Origin of the sequence: Cellulomonas flavigena DSM 20109 (assembly GCF_000092865.1) — a bacterium.
In the GTDB taxonomy this organism is placed as follows: Bacteria; Actinomycetota; Actinomycetes; order Actinomycetales; family Cellulomonadaceae; genus Cellulomonas; species Cellulomonas flavigena.
In genome coordinates this window covers 3547436-3566281 of sequence record NC_014151.1, presented here as the reverse complement: position 1 = coordinate 3566281, position 18846 = coordinate 3547436, and the positions used below count along the sequence as shown (strand labels likewise).

Below are 18846 nucleotides of genomic sequence, written 5' to 3'. Positions count from 1 at the left end.
AGCCTGCCCCGGCTCCTGCATCCGGACGTTCCCGGCGCGACGAGAGTACGGCCCGGGGCCGGGTTTGGCCGCGCGAACGACCCGGGCGGACGCGGGCCCCTAGCGCAGGAGGAGGTCCTCCGTCGTCGTGCCGGGGACCGAGACCGTCACCTGGGTGCCCCACGGGTCGCGCAGGCTGACCGAGCGGCCGTCGTCGGCGAACTGCAGACGCCGCACCCGCAGACGGGTCGCGAGCGCGTCGAGGTCGTCGCGGCCGGGCACGGTGACGGCGACGTCGCCCAGGCCGAGGGTCGACGCGCGCGGGCCGGCGCCGGCGGAGTTCCACGTGTTCATCGCGACGTGGTGGTGGTAGCCGCCGGCCGACGCGAACAGCGCGCCGGGGTAGCCGCGCACGGTGGCCTCGAAGCCCAGGGTGTCGAGGTAGAACTCCGCGGCCGTCGGGATGTCGCCGACCTGCAGGTGGACGTGCCCGACGCGCCCGGGGAGCGCGGGACCGGCGTCGACGGCCGCCTGCGAGAGGTGCTCGCGCAGGTAGGCGTTCGGGTCGAGGTACTCGGTGGCCATGACGAGCTCGCCGCCGCGGTGCAGCCACAGGTCGCGGTCGCGGTCGGTGTAGAGCTCGATGCCGTTGCCCTCGGGGTCGGTGAAGTAGAACGCCTCGGAGACGAGGTGGTCCGACGAGCCGACGAAGCGGCCGCGCCGGTCCTGCGCGGCGCGCAGCACGGTGGCCGACAGGCTCGCGGCGTCGTCGAACAGGAAGGCCGTGTGGAAGAGGCCGGCCTGACGCGGGTCGACGCCCGGCAGGTCGGGGGTGTGCACGAGCCGCAGCATGGGGGTGGTGCCGCGGCCGAGCACGCGGTGCACCTGGCGCCCGCGACTGCGCTCCTCGAGCGGCTCGAGGGCGATCGCGTCCGCGTAGTAGGAGCTCATGCCCTCGAGGTCGCCGACGTGCAGCGTGACGGCGTCCATCGACGTGTCCGCGTGCAGCACGCGGCCGTCGGTGCCGGTCGACGTGGGGGTGGTCATGGCGTCCTCCGAGCCATTAGTTGTTGAAACAACTAGAGAGTACACCGGAAAGGTTGAACCTTCAAGGGATGAGTCCGGCCGCCCGCAGCGGTCAGGAAGCGAGAAGCACCGTGTCGGCGGCCCGCCCTACGCTGACCGCAGACCGCCACGACAGGAGACGCGATGACCGCGACGCCCGCCCCGCAGCCCGCCCGCGCCGACAGCCACGACCTCATCCGCGTCCACGGCGCGCGCGAGAACAACCTGCAGGACGTCAGCGTCGACCTGCCCAAGCGACGGCTGACGGTGTTCACGGGCGTCTCCGGCTCGGGCAAGAGCTCGCTGGTCTTCGGCACCGTCGCCGCGGAGTCCCAGCGGCTCATCAACGAGACCTACAGCGCGTTCGTCCAGGGCTTCATGCCGACCCTGGCGCGACCCGACGTCGACGTCCTGGAGGGCCTGACCACCGCGATCATCGTCGACCAGGAGCGCCTGGGCGCCAACTCGCGCTCGACCGTCGGCACCGTGACCGACGCCAACGCGATGCTGCGCATCCTGTTCAGCCGGCTCGGCGACCCGCACATCGGCTCGCCGCAGGCCTACTCCTTCAACGTGCCGACCGTCCGGGCGTCGGGCGCGATCGAGGTGCAGCAGGGGCACAAGCGCAAGGAGAGGGTGTCGTTCGAGCAGATCGGCGGCATGTGCGCGCGCTGCGAGGGCATGGGCAAGGTCAACGACGTCGACCTCACCGCCCTCTACGACGACGCGAAGTCGCTCGACGAGGGCGCGCTGACCGTCCCCGGCTACACGATGGACGGCTGGTACGGGCGCATCTTCCGCGCGAGCGGGCTCTTCCCGCCCGACCGCCCGATCCGCGAGTTCACCGAGAAGCAGCTGCACGGCCTGCTCTACCAGGAGCCGACCAAGATCAAGGTCGAGGGCATCAACGTCACGTACGAGGGGATCATCCCCAAGATCCAGAAGTCGTTCCTCGCCAAGGACGTCGACGCGATGCAGCCGCACATCCGCGCGTTCGTCGAGCGGGCGTTCACCTTCCGCACCTGCCCGGAGTGCGACGGCACGCGTCTCAACGAGGGCGCGCGGTCCTCCCGCATCCGGGGGCGGAGCATCGCCGACCTGTGCGCCATGCAGATCACCGACCTCGCCGCGTGGGTCCGTGACCTCGACGAGCCGGGCGTCGCCCCGCTGCTCGGCGCCCTGCGCGACACGCTCGACTCGTTCGTCGAGATCGGGCTCGGGTACCTCTCGCTCGACCGGCCCTCCGGCACGCTGTCCGGCGGCGAGGCGCAGCGGACCAAGATGATCCGGCACCTCGGGTCGTCCCTCACCGACGTCACCTACGTCTTCGACGAGCCGACCGTCGGGCTGCACCCGCACGACATCGCGCGCATGAACGACCTGCTGCTGCGCCTGCGGGACAAGGGCAACACCGTGCTCGTCGTCGAGCACAAGCCCGAGGCCATCGCGATCGCCGACCACGTCGTCGACCTGGGCCCGGGTGCCGGCACCGAGGGCGGGCACGTGGTCTTCGAGGGCACGGTCGAGGGCCTGCGGGCCAGCGGCACGCTGACCGGCCGTCATCTCGACGACCGCGCGACCCTCAAGCCGTCGGTCCGCACGCCCACGGGCGCGCTGGAGGTGCGCGGCGCCACCACGCACAACCTCCAGGGCGTCGACGTCGACGTGCCGCTCGGCGTGCTCGTCGTCGTCACCGGTGTCGCCGGGTCCGGCAAGAGCTCGCTGATCCACGGCTCGGTCGCGGGGCGCGACGGCGTGGTCGCGATCGACCAGGGCGCGATCCGTGGCTCGCGCCGCTCGAACCCGGCGACGTACACGGGCCTGCTCGAGCCGATCCGCAAGGCCTTCGCCAAGGCCAACGGGGTCAAGCCTGCGCTGTTCAGCGCGAACTCCGAGGGCGCGTGCCCGGTCTGCAACGGCGCCGGCGTGGTCTACACGGACCTCGGCATGATGGCCGGCGTCTCCACGACGTGCGAGGTCTGCGAGGGCCGCCGCTTCCAGGCGGAGGTGCTCGAGTACAGGCTGGGCGGGCGGGACATCAGCGAGGTCCTCGCGATGCCCGCGACCGTCGCCGAGGAGTTCTTCGCCGCCGGTGAGTCCCGGATCCCCGCGACGCACGCGATCCTGCAGCGGCTCGTCGACGTGGGTCTCGGGTACGTCACGCTCGGCCAGCCGCTCACCACGCTGTCCGGCGGTGAGCGGCAGCGTCTCAAGCTCGCGACGCACCTGGGGGACAAGGGCGGGGTGTACGTGCTCGACGAGCCGACGACCGGTCTGCACCTCGCGGACGTCGAGAACCTGCTGGGCCTGCTGGACCGGCTCGTCGACGCGGGCAAGTCGGTCGTCGTCATCGAGCACCACCAGGCGGTGATGGCGCACGCGGACTGGATCATCGACCTCGGCCCCGGTGCCGGGCACGGCGGCGGGCGCGTGGTGTTCGAGGGCACACCCGCGGACCTCGCCGCGGCGCGCTCGACGCTGACGGGCGAGCACCTGGCGCAGTACGTTGGCGCCTGAGTCCCCGGTCGGGACAGCCCGTCCGTCCCGCATCGCGGACATCTGCCGTGACTGCATGGTGCTCCCTTGACCATGACCACACGAACGGTGGATGTGCAGACCGGGGCGGTTTGTCTATGTTGCCTGGATGGCGACCATCGTCGATCGTCCATCAGGGTTCTCGGTCGGGGCCGCGCACCACGCGCGGAACCCGGAGTGGGTGCGCCCTCCGCACCACACGCGCCACGCGCGCACGTCGCGCCCGGTGCGGCACGCCGGCCGGCGGCGCCGGTACGTGCTGCGCGACCTCGCGCTGGCGCTGCTCGCGGTGGCAGCCGCCGCGGGCGTCGTCGTCGGCCTGCTGCACCTCGACCCCACGATGCGGGCCGAGGTGCTCGACCTGCTCCGCGAGGCACGCGCGGACGTCGCGGTCCGGCTCGACGCCCGCGGCTGGCTCGCCGGGCTGCCGTGGGAAGGGTGGTTCTGACCCGACCGCGACCGCGCGTCGAGCCGTCCACGCCAGTTCGCCGCGCGACGGCGCCCGGCCGCGCCTACGCTCGGTGACTCCGGCGACGTGGCCAGGTGGGACCGCGCACGTCGTCCCACCCCCCGTCGCCCGCCCTCGCACCACCAGACGACCGCCGGCCCGCACGGCCGGCGCGAAGGAGGACACCCATGAAGGGCAAGCTCGCGTTCGTCGCCGGGGCCGGGGTCGGGTACCTGCTGGGCACCCGCGCCGGCCGGCAGCAGTTCGAGAAGATCACGTCCTGGGCGTCGGAGACGTGGCAGGACCCGCGCGTGCAGGGGTACGTGCACGACGCCGAGAAGGCCGCCACGGACTTCGCGAAGACGCAGGGCGTCGCGCTGAAGGACAAGGCCGTGCAGACCGCGAAGGCGACGTTCGGGAAGTCGAGCGACGACGACGCGACGTGGGAGCCGGCCGACGGCCCCCTCGTCGACGCCGACGACGCGAACCCGGGCACCTCCCACCCCTGACCCACCCCGACGGGATCGCTGTCCCACCCCTGCTGGACTCCTCTCTCGCCCCCTGAACCCCCGGGAGAGCGATCCCGTCACGGGCGCCCGCCCCTCCCTCCCCCCTCCCGCCCCTCCCCTCCCCCCTCCCGCTCCCTCCCTCCCTCGCTCCCGCTCCCTCCCTCCCCTCCCTCCCTCCCCTCCCTCCCCTCCCCCCTGGGCGCGAGACGTCGATCCAGCCCCGTCGCCTCATCCCCTCGGGCGCGAGACAGCGGTCCGGTCATCGGCCTCCGACCGTTGCTAGCGCGCGAGACGTCGAACCGGCCCCGGTCGGATGGCAGGGTGGGCACGTGGACGTCGAGCACCTGGTGGTCATGGGCGTGTCCGGCATCGGCAAGTCGACCGTCGGTCGCGAGCTCGCGCGGCGTCTCGGACGCCCGTTCCTCGAGGGCGACGACCTCCACCCGGAGGCGAACGTCGCGCGGATGAGCGCGGGCGTCGCCCTGCTCGACGAGGACCGCGAACCCTGGCTGGCCGCGGTGCGCGACGCGATGACCGAGCACGCCGGCGCGGGCACGTCGACGGTCGTCGCGTGCTCGGCGCTGCGGCGCTCCTACCGCGCGGTGCTGCGCGAGGCGACGGGCCGCGTGCGCTTCGTGCTGCTCGACGTGACCGGTGACGTCCTGCGCCGGCGCGTCGCGACACGCACGGGCCACTGGATGCCCCCGGCGCTCCTCGACTCCCAGCTCGCGACCCTCGAGCCCCTCGCCCCCGACGAGGACGGCGTCACCGTCCCGGTCGGCGGCCCACCGGACGCCGTCGCCGCCGACGTGCTGACCGCCCTCACCTGATCCGGGCCGGATCGACGTCTCGCGGGCGGGAGGTGGCTCGTTGCCCCGGGCAACGTAGGGTGCTCGGGTGCGTTCGCTGCTCGTCGACCTGACGCCCGTGCGCGTCAGCCCGGCGTTCCGGCGGCTGTGGCTCGGGCTGTCGGTGGCGAACCTCGGCGCGCAGCTCACCGTGGTCGCCGTGGGCCTGCAGGTGTACGCCCTGACGCAGTCGACGTTCGCGGTCGGGGTGCTGGGGGTCTGCGCGCTCGTGCCGCTGATCGTGTTCGGGCTGTACGGCGGCGCGCTCGTCGACCACTACGACCGGCGCACTGTCGCGCTCGTGGCCTCGGTCGTGTCGTGGGTCGCCGTGCTCGCGCTCGTCGCGCAGGCCGCGGCCGGCAACGAGCACGTCGGGGTGCTGTACGCGCTGGTGGCGGTGCAGTCGGCGGCCGGTGCCGTGAACTCGCCCGCGCGCATGGCGATCGTCCCGCGCCTGCTGGAGCCGCGGCTCATGCCGGCGGCGAACGCGCTGCAGACCATGGGGTGGAACGTCGCCCTCACGGTCGGTCCCCTCGTGGGCGCCGGGCTCGTCGCGGGCATCGGCTACACCTGGGCGTACGCGGTCGACGCCGCGCTCTTCACGTTCGCGCTCGCGGCGCTGCTGCGCCTGCCGCCCGTGCCGCCCGAGCCCTCGGCGCACCGCAGCGAGCGGCTCGGCCTCGGCTCGGTCGTCGACGGGCTGCGGTACCTGGGCACGCAGCCGAACGTGCGCATGACGTTCGTCGTCGACCTGATCGCCATGGTGACGTCCATGCCGCGCGTGCTGTTCCCCGCCGTCGGCGTGCTCTACCTGGGCGGTGGCGAGACGACGACGGGCGTGCTGCTGGCGGCCGTCGCGGCCGGCGGGATCGTGGCCGGGCTGTTCTCCGGCGGGCTGGCGCGGGTGCGCTGGCAGGGGCGCGTCATCGCGCTGGCGATCACCGCGTGGGGTCTGTCGATCGTCGCGTTCGGCCTCGTGCTCGTCGTCGCGGGCCCGACGTCACCGACCGGCGTGCTGCCGGTCGCGCTGGCGCTCGCCGTCGTGACGCTCGCGCTGGCGGGCGCGTCGGACGCGGTGTCGTCCGTGTTCCGCCAGACGATCCTGCAGACCGCGACCCCCGACGACATGCGCGGCCGCCTGCAGGGCGTGTTCGTGGTCGTCGTCGCCGGCGGCCCGCGGCTGGGCGAGCTGGTGCTCGGGGCGTTGTCGGTGCGCGTCGGCGAGGGCTGGGCCGCGGTGCTCGGCGGTGTGGCGTGCGTCGTCCTGCTGTGGCTGCTGGTCCGCGCCCAGCGCGCCTTCTGGCAGTACGACGCGGAGAACCCGACCCCCTGACCCGCCCGCCCGACCCGCCACCGGAACCCCACTCACGTTCCGACGCCCGGGTCGGTGAGCCAGGTTCCGCTCGGCGGACGGGAGAGTCGCCGAGCGGAACGTGGGTCACCGTTGGTGGTGGGCATCGGTGAGCGGGGTTCCGGTCGAGGGGGTCAGGGGCGGGGCACGTTGCGGAGGTTGGAGCGGGCCATCGCCATGACCTCGCCGAGGCCGCCGCCGAGGACCTCCTTCGACATCGCGGCCGTGAAGCCCGTGACCTGCTTGCGCGTGATCTTCGGTGGCAGCGACAGCGCGCGCGGGTCGGTGACGAGGTCGACGAGCGCGGGGCCGTCGTGCGCGAACGCCTGCCGCAGGGCTCCCCGGATCTCGGTGGGCTCCGAGACGCGCACGGCCGGGATGCCGATGGCCTGCGCGACGGCCGCGTAGTCGACGGTCGGGGAGTCCGTGGCGTACGACGGCAGCCCGTCGACGAGCATCTCCAGGCGCACCATGCCCAGCGTGGCGTTGTCGAACAGCACGATCTTCACCGGCAGGTCGTAGTGCTTGAGGGTCACCAGCTCGCCCAGCAGCATCGACAGCCCACCGTCGCCGGCCATGGCGACGACGTGCCGCCGCGGCCCGCCGTCGTCGCGCTGCGCGAGCGCCGCACCGATGGCGTGCGGCACGGCGTTCGCCATGGAGCCGTGCAGGAACGAGCCGATGACGCGCCGCCGCCCGTTGGGCGTGACGTAACGCGCGGCCCAGACGTTGCACATGCCGGTGTCGACCGTGAACACGGCGTCGTCGGCCGCCTCCTCGTCGAGGACCACCGCGGCGTACTCGGGGTGGATCGGCGTGCGGTGCTCGACGTCCTTGGTGTACGCGCCGACGACGCCCTCCATGGCGCGCCGGTGCTTCTTCAGCATCGAGTCGAGGAACCTGCGGCTGCGCTTGCGCTGCACGAGCGGCAGCAGCGCGCGCACGGTCTCGCCGACGTCACCGAGCACGACGAGGTCGTTGCGCGTGCGTCGCCCCAGGTGCGTGGGGTCGACGTCGACCTGCGCGGTGCGCACGTCGGTGGGCAGGAACTGGTCGTAGGGGAAGTCCGTGCCGAGCAGCAGCAGGAGGTCCGCGCCCTCGACGGCGGCCTGGCACGCGCCGTACCCGAGCAGCCCGGACATCCCGACGTCGAACGGGTTGTCGACCTGCACGTGCTCCTTGCCGCGCAACGAGTGCCCGACGGGCGCGTGGAGGTGCTCGGCGAGCGCGAACACGTCCTGCCGGGCGCCGGCGCACCCCGCCCCGGCGAAGATCGTCACCTTGCCGGCGGCGTCGATCGCCTCGGCGAGGGCATGCACGGCCGCGACGTCGGGCACGACCCGCGGCGGCGGGGGAGGAGTGAGCACGTCGATGCCGTCGTCGTGCGCGGCCTCGTCGGCGACGTCGCCGGGCAGGCTGAGGACGGCGACGCCGGGCCCGCCGTACGCGTGGTGGATCGCGGAGCGGATGACGCGCGGCGCCTGCGCGGCGGACGAGACGAGCTCGGAGTACACCGAGCACTCGAGGAACAGCCGGTCGGGGTGCGTCTCCTGGAAGTAGCTCGTGCCGATCTGCGCGCTGGGGATGTGCGACGCGATGGCGAGCACCGGGACGCGCGTGCGGTTCGCGTCGTACAGCCCGTTGATCAGGTGCAGGTTGCCGGGGCCGCAGGAGCCCGCGCACACCGCGAGCCTCCCGGTCACCTCGGCCTCGGCGGCGGCGGCGAACGCCCCGGCCTCCTCGTGGCGCACGTGCACCCACGAGATGTCGACGCCCGCCTCGTGCGCGCGTCGGACGGCGTCCACGACGGGGTTGAGCGAGTCCCCGACGATCCCGTAGACGTGCCGCGCGCCGGCGGCGACGATCTGGGCGACGAGCTGGTCGGCGACGGTGCGACGTGCCACGGTGACCTCCGGTGCGGGTGGGGGTGCACCTTCATCGTGGGTGGTGGCGCAGCTGGGCGCACCCGGGCCAGGTCAGCTCCGGGCGTCGTCCGGCAGGTCGGCGGTGCGGTCCGTCGCGAGCTCGCACGCCGCGACGGTGGCGCCGGCGGTGGGGCTGGGCGGCTCGTCCTCGGTCGCGCGGGCGTCGGCGTGGTGCGCGGTGCGGACGCGGTCGGCGTGGCGGGCCGCGTGCCTCCCGAGGGACGGCAGCGCGCCGAAGGTCGCGACGAGCGCGGCGGCCCCGGAGACGACGACGACGAGGAACCCACCGTGCGAGCCGTCCGCGTCGATGCGCGTCCCGGCGACCGACGCACCGACGGACACGCCGATGCTCAGCCCGGTGCTGACCCAGGTGAGGCCCTCGGTGAGCCGACCGCTCGGCACGAGCTCCGCGACCAGCGCGTTGCCGTTGATGATCGACGGCGCGATCGCGAACCCGACGACGAACATCGCGGCCGCGAGCACCCACAGGGACTGGGCGAGGAAGAACGCGCACACCCCGACGGCGAGCGCGACGACGCCGATGGCGAAGCGCCGGTGCAGCGCGGACACCCAGTGCCGCGCGCCGTACAGCAGGCCGGAGATGAGCGAGCCGAGGGCGAAGACCGCGAGGATCACGCCGGCCAGCTCCTGGCGACCGGACTCCTCGGCGAAGGCGACGGTCGCGACGTCGGTGGCGCCGAAGATCGAGCCGATCGCGACGAAGACGAGGACGATCGCGACCATGCCCGGCAGGGCGAGCACGCTGCCGCGGGGGCGCGGCCCGGCCGCCGAGGTCGGCGGGGGCTCGGTGCCGCGCAGCGAGAGGAACGCGAGCCCCCCGACGACCATCGCGACGACCGGCACGACGAGCCCGGCGACGGGTGACACGCTGGTGGCCAGCAGGGTCGCGGCGACGGGCCCGACGACGAACACGAGCTCGTCGAACGCGGACTCCAGCGAGTACGCGGTGTGGATGCGCCGCGGGTCGGTGCCGAGGGCGTGGTTCCAGCGGGCGCGCACGAGCGACCCGAACGAGCCGATGGTCGCGCCGGTGAGCACGGCGGGGAGGTAGAGCCAGGCCGACGGCGCGTGCTGCGACGCGGCGACGACGAGCGCGGTGAGGCTCATGGCGGACACGACGAGCGCGGGCCGCATGACGCGCGCCTGGCCGTGCCGGTCGATCAGCCGCGCGAGCTGCGGCCCGCAGACGGCCTGCGCGAGCACGAGCGCCGCGGAGACGCGGCCTGCCAGCCCGTAGGAGCCGTACTGGGCGGAGATCAGCAGGACGATCCCGATGCCGACCATGGACATCGGGAGCCGGGCGACGAGTCCCGTGCCGGAGAACGCGAGTGCGCCAGGACGCGCGAGGACGTCCCGGTAGGGCTGCAGCATGGCTCCACTGTCGCACCGCGCGGCGGCAGGTGGGTCGCGGGGGCCGCCGTGCGCCGCGCGGAGCGCGCCGGGAGGGTGTCCGCCGCGGCCGGCGGGCGGTCCCGGGTGCCGACCGGGTGTGGCGTCGGCCACGCCGCAGAGGGAATGAATCGGTTCAGGCCGGGCGACCGGACGATGTCGGGACGAGGTGTCGCCACTCCCCGCAAACGGGGCGGGGGCGCGCTCGACCGGGCGACGTGAACTCGGTCACAACCTGCGCTGAGCGGCTGGTTCGCCTATCGTCACCCATGCGTGGGGTGACCTGGGTGTCGGTTGCCGGACGCCTGTCCACCTGGACATATGTCCGATGAGTCGTTTCAATCCGAATGCTCCGAACCGCTTCCACATGTCGATGTCGACGCGCACAGTTGACCCACCGACACAGCGCCGCGAACCAGCGACGCACGGCACCGGCGCACGCACGGATGACGGCCCGCGACCGTCCCGGCGCCACCGCCCCGTCGGACCCCCAGGGCCCTCGGGCCGCACCGCCGGCTCGTCCGGCATGCCGTGCTGCGCGCCGACGACGTCGGGCAGCGTCATCCGTCAGGTCTGCACAGGAGACCCATGTTCATCTTCATCCTCCAGCTCCGGCACATGTTCGAGGGACAGAGCGAGATCTACCTCTTCGCCGTCTTCTCGACCGTCGTCTGGGCGCTCTGGATCCTCAAGGTCGTGCTGTCGCGGCGATACCGCCCGTACACGGCCCCCCACGACATCAGCACGAGCGTCGTCGTCCCCGTGGTCGACGAGCCGCTCGACCTGTTCCGCGACGTGCTCCAGCGCATCGTCGACCAGAAGCCCGACGAGGTCATCGTCGTCATCAACGGCGCGCCCAACCCGGGCCTCGAGGCCGTCTGCGACGAGTTCGGGCCCGTCGTCCAGCGTGTCCACACCCCGATCCCCGGCAAGCGCAACGCCGTGAAGATCGGCACCCAGATGTCGCGCGGCGACATCACCGTGCTCGTCGACTCCGACACCGTCTGGACCGAGAACACGCTGTCCGAGCTGGTCAAGCCGTTCGCCGACGCGTCCGTCGGCGGCGTCACCACGCGCCAGCGCATCCTCGAGCCGAACCGGTCCTGGATCACCCGCTGGGCGGACTGGCTGGAGAACACCCGCGCGCTGTACTCGATGCCCGCGCAGTCGGTGCTCGGCCAGGTCGGCTGCCTCCCCGGGCGCACCATCGCGTTCCGCCGGCACATCCTCATGCAGGTCATGGACAAGTTCATGACCGAGAAGTTCCTCGGCGTCTTCCTCGAGGTCTCCGACGACCGCACGCTGACGAACCTCACGCTCAAGGCCGGCTACCGCACCGTCTACCAGCACACGAGCCTGTGCTACACGGACGCTCCGCTGCAGGTCAAGAAGCTCTACAAGCAGCAGCTGCGCTGGTCGCGGGGCAGCCAGTACAACACCCTGCGCATGCTGCCGTGGATGCTCGGCCACGCGCCGGTCCTGGCGATCTTCTTCCTCGTCGACATCATCCTGCCGTTCCTGCTGTTCGGGACGATCGCCGGCTGGGTCTACCGCGCCGTCTCCGGCACGGGCATCAACCTGTACCAGGCGCTGCTGGCCGGCACGACGGGCCTGCAGGGCTGGGCGTGGGTCATCGGCCTCATGGTCGTGTCCTCGGTGCTGTCCATGGCGATCCGCCAGATCCGGCACCTGCAGGAGAAGCCCTCGGACTTCTTCCGCCTGCCGGTGTTCATCATCACCTCGACGCTGTTCCTCATGCCGATCCGGCTCCTCGGCTTCTTCCGCATGGCGCACGTCGCCGGCTGGGGGACCCGCGCGGGTGCCTACACCGCCGGGCAGCAGGACGCCGGGCAGCTCGACCTCATGGGGCAGCTCGAGAGCACGTCGTCGGCCACCGCGCCCGTCGACGTCGTCGACCGGCACGTCGTGCCGACCCAGCCCGGCCCCGAGACGCCCCGCAGCGGCTCGGGGGTCGCGAACCCGCGTCGCACCGCGCTGCGCACCGAGCCCCAGGCCGAGACCGTCGCCCTGCCGCAGGTCGTCGCCCAGGTCGAGGCCGCACCGCGCACGCGGGCCCAGGTGCAGGCCGAGGCCGTGCCGGCCCGCCGGTACAACCCCCTCGCACTCGTCCCCTACCTGATCGGTCTGTCGATGTTCGCCCTCATGGCGGTGGTCTATGTCTGAGCACACCGGAAAGCACTGGTGGACCCTCACGGGTCGCCTCGGTCTCGTCGGCAAGCTGAGCGCGTTCGTCCTGGCGCTGGCCCTCGGTGTCGTGACCGGCATCGTGTGGCTCTCACCGTCGGGCGCCACCCCCGGGCCCCTGAAGACGGCGGCCGAGAAGCAGCTCGAGCAGGAGAACGCCGACCTCGAGGCGATCCTGCGGGACCGCGACGAGGAGCTCGAGAACCTTCGGCGCGGGCAGGAGAAGGCCGCCGCCGAGCGTGCCGCCGGCGTGGCGTCGGGCACGGCGAAGGCGGAGGCCGAGAAGGCCGCCGCGGCGGAGCGCGGCAGCGCCAAGGCGCAGGCCGAGAAGGCCGCCGCCGCTGCGCGCGGCAAGCAGAAGGCCGCCGCGGACAAGGCTGCGGCGCAGGCGAGCGCCCAGCAGAAGGCGGCTCTCGAGCGCCGGCTCGCCGACGCCAGGGGCGACGCCGAGGGCGCCGCCATCCGCGAGGCCGTCGCGCGGTCGCAGGTCGAGTTCGCCCGGGCGGCGGCCGCGGCCCGCGCGGAGGCCGCCAGGCCCGTCCGCCCGACCGCGCCCGCCAGGGACGCGATCGTGCACCCCACGGACCGCTACTTCGGCCTGTACACCGCCCAGTCGCCGTTCTCCTGGGCGGAGTTCGACGAGGTCAGCGCGACCGTCGGCGTCCAGCCGAACCTGGGCGGGTACTTCCAGGGCTGGGACACGCCGTTCCGCCCCGACGCGGTCGAGCGCTCCTGGACCAAGGGCGTCCTGCCCATGGTGACGTGGGAGTCCCGTCCGATGGAGGCGAGCAACAGCCAGGCGACCGAGCCCGAGTACTCCTTGCCGCGCATCATCGGCGGCGCGTTCGACGACTACCTGCGGCAGTACGCCCGGGACGTCAAGGCGCTCGGGCTGCCCGTCGCGATCCGCCTCAACCACGAGATGAACGGCGGCTGGTACCCGTGGGGCGAGCTCGGCTCCAACGGCGTGCAGGTCAACGGCAACAACCGCGGTGACTACGTGAAGATGTGGCGGCACGTGCACGACATCTTCCAGGCCGAGGGCGCCAACGAGCACGTCATCTGGGTCTGGTCGCCGAACATCGTCAACAACCTGCCCCAGCGCAACGTGTCGTTGGCGTACACGGCGAGCATGTACCCGGGGGACGAGTACGTCGACTGGGTCGGCCTGTCCGGCTACTACCGCCCGCCGTTCGCGGCGGACCAGACCGCGACGTTCTCGTACACGTTCGACCGGTCGCTGAAGCAGCTGCGCGCCATCACGAGCAAGCCGATCCTCCTCGCGGAGATCGGCGCCTCGGAGACCGGCGGGGGCGACAAGCCCGCCTGGGTCGCGGACCTGTTCCGCTCGCTCGCGAAGCCGGAGAACTCCGACGTCATCGGGTTCGCCTGGTTCCACCACACCGTCACGACGATCAGCGGCGGCCAGCGGGTCACCAACGACTGGAAGATCACCTCGCGCGAGGACTCCCAGCGGGCCTTCGTCGACGGCATCCACGCACCTTCCGCCGGCTTCGTCCGCGGCAACTGAGACCTTCGAGGAAGAGACAGATGAGCACCAAGCGCACCACCACCCCCGCCGCCCGCCCGCTGAAGATCTCGGTCTTCGGCACCGGCTACCTCGGTGCGACGCACGCCGTCGCGATGGCCGAGCTCGGCTTCGAGGTCGTCGGCGTCGACGTCGACCAGGCCAAGGTCGACGCGCTCGCCGCCGGCAAGGTCCCGTTCTTCGAGCCCGGGCTGCCCGAGCTGCTGGAGAAGACCCTCGCCACCGGCCGCCTGACGTTCACCACCGACGCCGCGGCCGCCGTCGCGGACGCCGACGTGCACTTCGTGTGCGTCGGCACCCCGCAGCAGCGCACGTCGCACGCCGCGAACCTGCAGTACGTCGAGGACGCGACCCTCGCGATCGCCCGGAACCTCACCCGGGGCGGCGTCATCGTCGGCAAGTCGACCGTCCCGGTCGGCACCGCCGCGCGGCTCCGCGAGCTGGTCGCGGCCACCGTCCCGGCGGGCGTCGACGCCGAGCTGCTGTGGAACCCCGAGTTCCTGCGCGAGGGCAAGGCCGTGGGCGACACGCTGCACCCCGACCGCATCGTGCTGGGCGGCGTCTCGGAGAAGTCCGAGGCCGTCATGCGCCAGGTCTACGCGGCGCCCATCGCGGAGGGCTCGCCGGTCGTCGTGACCGACCTGCCGACCGCCGAGCTCGTCAAGGTCAGCGCCAACGCGTTCCTCGCCACCAAGATCTCGTTCATCAACGCGATCGCCGGTGTCTGCGAGGCCGCGGGTGCCGACGTCACGGTCCTCGCCGACGCGCTGGGCCACGACGTGCGCATCGGCCGGCAGTTCCTCGACGCCGGCCTCGGCTTCGGCGGCGGCTGCCTGCCCAAGGACATCCGCGCCCTCATGCACCGCTCCAAGGAGCTCGGTGCGAACCGGGCCGCGGCGCTGCTGCAGCAGGTCGACGAGATCAACATGGGCCAGCGCGAGCGGGTCGTCGACATGGCCCTCGAGGCGTGCGGCGGTTCGGTCCTCAACAAGCGCGTCGGCGTCCTGGGTGCGGCCTTCAAGCCGCTGACGGACGACGTGCGTGACAGCCCGGCCCTCAACGTGGCGGCCGCCCTGCACCTGCGCGGCGCGCAGGTCACGGTGTTCGACCCCGAGGCCGGCGACACCGCGCGGCGCGCGTTCCCGACGCTCGGCTACGGCACGTCCGTCGACGAGGCCGTGGAGGAGTGCGACGTGCTGCTCGTCCTCACCGAGTGGAAGCAGTTCGTCGACGCCGACCCGGCGCGCCTGGCGGGCCTGACGCGGACCCCGCGCGTCATCGACGCCCGCGGCAAGCTGAGCGCCGCGCAGTGGCGTGCGGCCGGCTGGGAGTTCACCGGTCTGGGCCGCCTGGCGGCCTGACCCCTGGGACGGGAGGGCGGCCCGGCCCTGTGCCGCCGGGCCGCCCTCCTTCGTCGTTCCCGCCCTCCCGCGAGCCGGATCGCTCTCTCGCGAGGAGGGGGGTCAGGCGCCCAGCGCCTGGGAGACGACCTCCTTGGCCGCCTCCTGCACCTGCGCGAGGTGCTCGGGGGAGACGAAGGACTCCGCGTAGATCTTGTAGACGTCCTCGGTGCCGGACGGGCGCGCGGCGAACCACGCGTTCTCGGTGGTGACCTTGAGGCCGCCGATGGCCGCGTCGTTGCCGGGTGCGCTGGTCAGGCGCGCGGTGATGGGCTCGCCCGCGAGCTCGGTCGCGGTGACCTGCTCGGGGGACAGCGCCGACAGGGTCGCCTTCTGCTCGCGCGTCGCGGGTGCGTCGACGCGCGCGTAGAACGACTCGCCGAAGCGGTCCACGAGCTCGGCGTGGTGCTGCGACGGGCTCTTGCCGGTGGTCGCGAGGATCTCCGAGGCGAGCAGCGCGGGCAGGATCCCGTCCTTGTCCGTCGTCCACACCGTCCCGTCCTTGCGCAGGAACGACGCCCCGGCGGACTCCTCGCCACCGAACCCGACGGACCCGTCGATGAGGCCGGGCACGAACCACTTGAACCCGACCGGCACCTCCAGCAGGCGGCGGTCGAGGGAAGCCGCGACGCGGTCGATGAGCGACGACGACACGAGCGTCTTGCCGATCGCCGTGCCCGCCGGCCAGCCGGGGCGCGCACCGCCGTAGAGGTAGGAGATCGCGACGGCGAGGTAGTGGTTGGGGTTCATGAGGCCCGCGTCGGGAGTGACGATGCCGTGGCGGTCGGAGTCGGCGTCGTTGCCCGTGGCGATGTCGAACGGCGCGCGGCCGTCGGCGCCGGGCTGCATGCGCTCCAGGAGCGACGCCATGGCGTGCGGCGACGAGCAGTCCATGCGGATCTTGCCGTCCCAGTCCAGCGTCATGAACGACCAGCGCGGGTCGACCTCGGGGTTCACGACGGTGAGGTCGAGGCCGTAGCGCTCACCGATCGCGCCCCAGTACTCCACCGACGCGCCGCCGAGCGGGTCGGCGCCGATGCGCACGCCCGCGGCGCGGATCGCGTCGAGGTCGAGGACGTTGGACAGGTCGTCGACGTACGACGTCAGGTAGTCGTGCTTGCGCGTGGTGTCGGCCGCGAGCGACTGCTCGACGCTCACGCGCGGCACGTTGCGCCAGCCGGAGCGCAGGATCTCGTTGGCGCGGCTCGCGATCCACCCCGTCGCGTCGGAGCCCGCGGGGCCGCCGTGCGGCGGGTTGTACTTGAAGCCGCCGTCGCGCGGCGGGTTGTGCGACGGGGTGACGACGATGCCGTCGGCCAGCCCCGGGCCCTGCGTGCGCACGCCCGCGCCGGTCGCGGCGCCGTTGTGTGTGAGGATCGCCAGCGACACCGCGGGCGTCGGCGTCCACGAGCCGCGGGCGTCGACGTGCACCTCGACGCCCGCCGCGGCGAGCACCTCGAGCGCGGTGTCGAACGCCGGGCGCGACAGGCCGTGCGTGTCGTAGCCGATGAACAGCGGGCCGTCGGTGCCCTGGCTGCGGCGGTACTCGACGATGGCGGCGGTGATGGCGACGATGTGCGCCTCGTTGAAGGCGCCGTCGAGGGACGAGCCGCGGTGGCCCGACGTGCCGAAGACCACCTGCTGGGCGGGGTCGTCGAGGTCGGGCTCGCGGTCGACGTACGCGGACAGCAGGGCGTCGAGGTCGACGAGGTCGGAGGGCTGGGCGGGGGTGCCGGCGCGCGGGTCCATGCCGTTGATCCTCCCGCAGCGCACCGCCCGAGCGCACCTGCTCGGCACGACTCGTGGGATGTCGTCGCGGTCAGGCGGTCCGTCGCGCGGGAGCCGGGTCGGTAGGGTGCAGGCATGGCCAAGAACACGCCCGGATTCGTGCTGCGCCCGTTCGAGGGGCTCCCCGGTGAGCCCGACTGGGTCGCGCTGCGCGAGCTCGTCCCCGCGGCGACCGCGACCGCCCGCACCACCGCCGAGCACGGCGCGCGCGACGTCGTCGTCACCACGATCCTGCCCAACTCCTGGGCGGCGCTGCACCGCAGCGACGGCGTCGTGCTCGTCGCGCTGCAGACCGGCACCAGCTCGGGCGACGCGAGCCGCGACGTGGCGACCGCGCTGCTGCTCGCGCTCGACGCCGAGCCCGGCACCGCGATCGAGACGATCGGCCTGCCCACGCCCGGCCCGCGCCTGCAGGACGTGCTCGACCTCGCCGTGCCGTTCGAGGTGACCGTGCAGGACAGCTTCTCCTTCTGGCTCGACCCGAGCACCGAGGTCACGCCCGACCTGAAGGCCGCCCTCGAGGAGGCCGACGCCGGCATCGTCGACACCAAGCGCGTCACCGCCGCCGAGTCCGCGTACTGGTGCCGCATGGGCGCCCGCGAGTACCTGCGCTGGGCGCAGCCCGCCGACGAGCAGGTCGTCCTCGACGGCCTCGCGCGCCTGCACGGCAAGCGCGAGTCCGGCTTCGACGACGCGAAGTTCATCGGCTACTTCCGCGCCGCCGGCATCGTCGTGCCCGTCTGGGAGCTCGCGCGCGGCTCCGAGGCCGAGGACGTCGAGAAGCCGCTGGCCGACTTCCTGCCCCGGTTCGAGGCGGCGATGGCCGACACCGCCCCCCTCGACGCGAACGCCCGCCGCGCCCGCGCCGGCCTCGTCGCGCGGCAGGTCACGCTGCGCTGAGCTCCGCAGCTGCCGGCCGCGTGTGACCAGGTCGCCCGTGCTCGTGAGGCGACCTGTCACCAGCGGTCGATAGGGTGGGCACCGTGACACGCACGGGAAGCGAGGCCGCGGGGCAGGTCGCCGTCGCGACCGCCGACGCACCGGAGACGGCGCGCAAGCCCCACGGTCACAAGCAGCGCCAGCGCGTCGCGGTGATCATCCCCGCCAAGGACGAGTCGCGGCGCATCGCCGCGACCGTCCGCTCGGCGCGCGCCATCCCGCACGTCGACCTCGTGCTCGTCGTCGACGACGGGTCGGAGGACAACACGCAGCACGTCGCGCGCGAGGCCGGCGCGGTCGTCGTGCGGCACTCGCACAACCGCGGCAAGGCCGCGGCCATGGAGACCGGAGCCGCGGTCGTCGCCATGCGCGACGCGCCGGACCGTCCGCCGCGCCACCTGCTGTTCGTCGACGGCGACCTCGCGGACACCGCCGTCAACACCGCGCCGCTCGTGCCGCCGGTGCTCGAGGGCATCGCCGACCTGACGATCGCGCTGCTGCCGCCGCAGCCGGGTGCCGGCGGGCGGGGCCTGGTCGTCGGGGCGGCCCGGCGTGCCATCGCGTCGATGACCGGGTGGACGCCCACGCAGCCGCTGTCCGGCATGCGCTGCCTCACCCGCGAGGCGTTCGAGGCCGCCACACCGCTCGCGCGCGGCTGGGGCGTCGAGGCCGGCATGACGATCGACCTGCTGCGCCAGGGGTTCCGGGTGCTCGAGGTGCCCTGCGAGCTGCGGCACCGCCCCTCGGGCACGGACCTCAAGGGCCAGCTGCACCGCGCGGCGCAGTACCGCGACGTGCAGCTCGCCGTGAACGCGCGCCGGGCGCGCGCCGCGGCGTCGAGCGTGCGCCAGGCCGTCGTCCCGGGCGACGGCCCGCGCCGCTGACCCTGCGCACC

The 18846-nt window shown here is 73.3% G+C and carries 14 protein-coding genes; 10 read left to right on the top strand and 4 right to left on the bottom strand.

From position 1 onward, the window contains the following. Window positions 1-99: 99 nt before the first annotated feature. Entirely contained in the window at window positions 100-1026 is a 927-nt protein-coding gene (locus tag CFLA_RS16165; protein WP_013118415.1) for a VOC family protein, read from the bottom strand. Window positions 1027-1188: 162 nt separating this feature from the next. On the opposite strand from CFLA_RS16165, the gene CFLA_RS16160 reads away from it, so the two are divergent. The 5 genes from CFLA_RS16160 (at window position 1189) to CFLA_RS16140 (ending at window position 6717) form a co-directional block, all read left to right on the top strand. Continuing rightward, a complete protein-coding gene (locus CFLA_RS16160) occupies window positions 1189-3561 on the top strand; it encodes an ATP-binding cassette domain-containing protein (RefSeq protein ID WP_013118414.1) in 2373 nt (790 codons plus the stop codon). Window positions 3562-3688: 127 nt separating this feature from the next. Next, window positions 3689-4027 carry a hypothetical protein gene (locus tag CFLA_RS16155; RefSeq protein ID WP_013118413.1) on the top strand — a complete coding sequence of 113 codons (339 nt, stop codon included), beginning with the start codon at window positions 3689-3691 and terminating at the stop codon, window positions 4025-4027. A gap of 188 nt (window positions 4028-4215) precedes the next feature. Then, window positions 4216-4536 (top strand): hypothetical protein, encoded by a 321-nt coding sequence (locus CFLA_RS16150; RefSeq protein WP_013118412.1) that lies wholly within the window; start codon window positions 4216-4218, stop codon window positions 4534-4536. Between the two features lie 329 nt (window positions 4537-4865). Then, entirely contained in the window at window positions 4866-5366 is a 501-nt protein-coding gene (locus CFLA_RS16145) for a gluconokinase (protein WP_013118411.1), read from the top strand. Window positions 5367-5433: 67 nt separating this feature from the next. Beyond that, on the top strand, window positions 5434-6717 hold the full coding sequence (locus CFLA_RS16140) for an MFS transporter (protein ID WP_013118410.1): 1284 nt from the start codon (window positions 5434-5436) through the stop codon (window positions 6715-6717). Between the two features lie 152 nt (window positions 6718-6869). Here CFLA_RS16140 and CFLA_RS16135 read toward each other — a convergent pair whose 3' ends face one another. Together CFLA_RS16135 and CFLA_RS16130 are read right to left on the bottom strand one after the other, a co-directional pair. Further along, the gene (locus tag CFLA_RS16135; RefSeq protein ID WP_013118409.1) at window positions 6870-8639 is read right to left on the bottom strand and encodes a pyruvate dehydrogenase; all 1770 of its coding nucleotides are present in this window, start codon (window positions 8637-8639) and stop codon (window positions 6870-6872) included. 72 nt (window positions 8640-8711) lie between these two features. Beyond that, window positions 8712-10052 carry an MFS transporter gene (locus CFLA_RS16130; RefSeq protein ID WP_013118408.1) on the bottom strand — a complete coding sequence of 447 codons (1341 nt, stop codon included), beginning with the start codon at window positions 10050-10052 and terminating at the stop codon, window positions 8712-8714. Window positions 10053-10658: 606 nt separating this feature from the next. Here CFLA_RS16130 and CFLA_RS16125 point away from each other — a divergent pair. The 3 genes from CFLA_RS16125 to CFLA_RS16115 are packed head-to-tail and all read left to right on the top strand — an operon-like array spanning window position 10659 to window position 15185. Next, a complete protein-coding gene (locus CFLA_RS16125; protein WP_013118407.1) occupies window positions 10659-12254 on the top strand; it encodes a glycosyltransferase family 2 protein in 1596 nt (531 codons plus the stop codon). Continuing rightward, a complete protein-coding gene (locus CFLA_RS16120; RefSeq protein ID WP_013118406.1) occupies window positions 12247-13806 on the top strand; it encodes a glycoside hydrolase family 26 protein in 1560 nt (519 codons plus the stop codon). The genes CFLA_RS16125 and CFLA_RS16120 overlap by 8 nt, the downstream gene beginning before the upstream one ends. Window positions 13807-13826: 20 nt before the next feature. Then, window positions 13827-15185 carry a UDP-glucose dehydrogenase family protein gene (locus CFLA_RS16115; RefSeq protein WP_013118405.1) on the top strand — a complete coding sequence of 453 codons (1359 nt, stop codon included), beginning with the start codon at window positions 13827-13829 and terminating at the stop codon, window positions 15183-15185. Between the two features lie 102 nt (window positions 15186-15287). Here CFLA_RS16115 and pgm read toward each other — a convergent pair whose 3' ends face one another. After that, complete coding sequence (gene pgm, locus CFLA_RS16110; RefSeq protein ID WP_013118404.1) at window positions 15288-16973, bottom strand: phosphoglucomutase (alpha-D-glucose-1,6-bisphosphate-dependent); 1686 nt, start codon at window positions 16971-16973, stop codon at window positions 15288-15290. 114 nt (window positions 16974-17087) lie between these two features. Between pgm and CFLA_RS16105 the strand changes: the two genes are divergently transcribed. Both CFLA_RS16105 and CFLA_RS16100 read left to right on the top strand, forming a co-directional pair. Beyond that, window positions 17088-17912, top strand: a complete 825-nt coding sequence (locus tag CFLA_RS16105; RefSeq protein ID WP_013118403.1) for a DUF5926 family protein — start codon at window positions 17088-17090, stop codon at window positions 17910-17912. Window positions 17913-17995: 83 nt separating this feature from the next. Then, on the top strand, window positions 17996-18835 hold the full coding sequence (locus CFLA_RS16100; RefSeq protein ID WP_013118402.1) for a glycosyltransferase family 2 protein: 840 nt from the start codon (window positions 17996-17998) through the stop codon (window positions 18833-18835). Window positions 18836-18846: the final 11 nt, after the last annotated feature.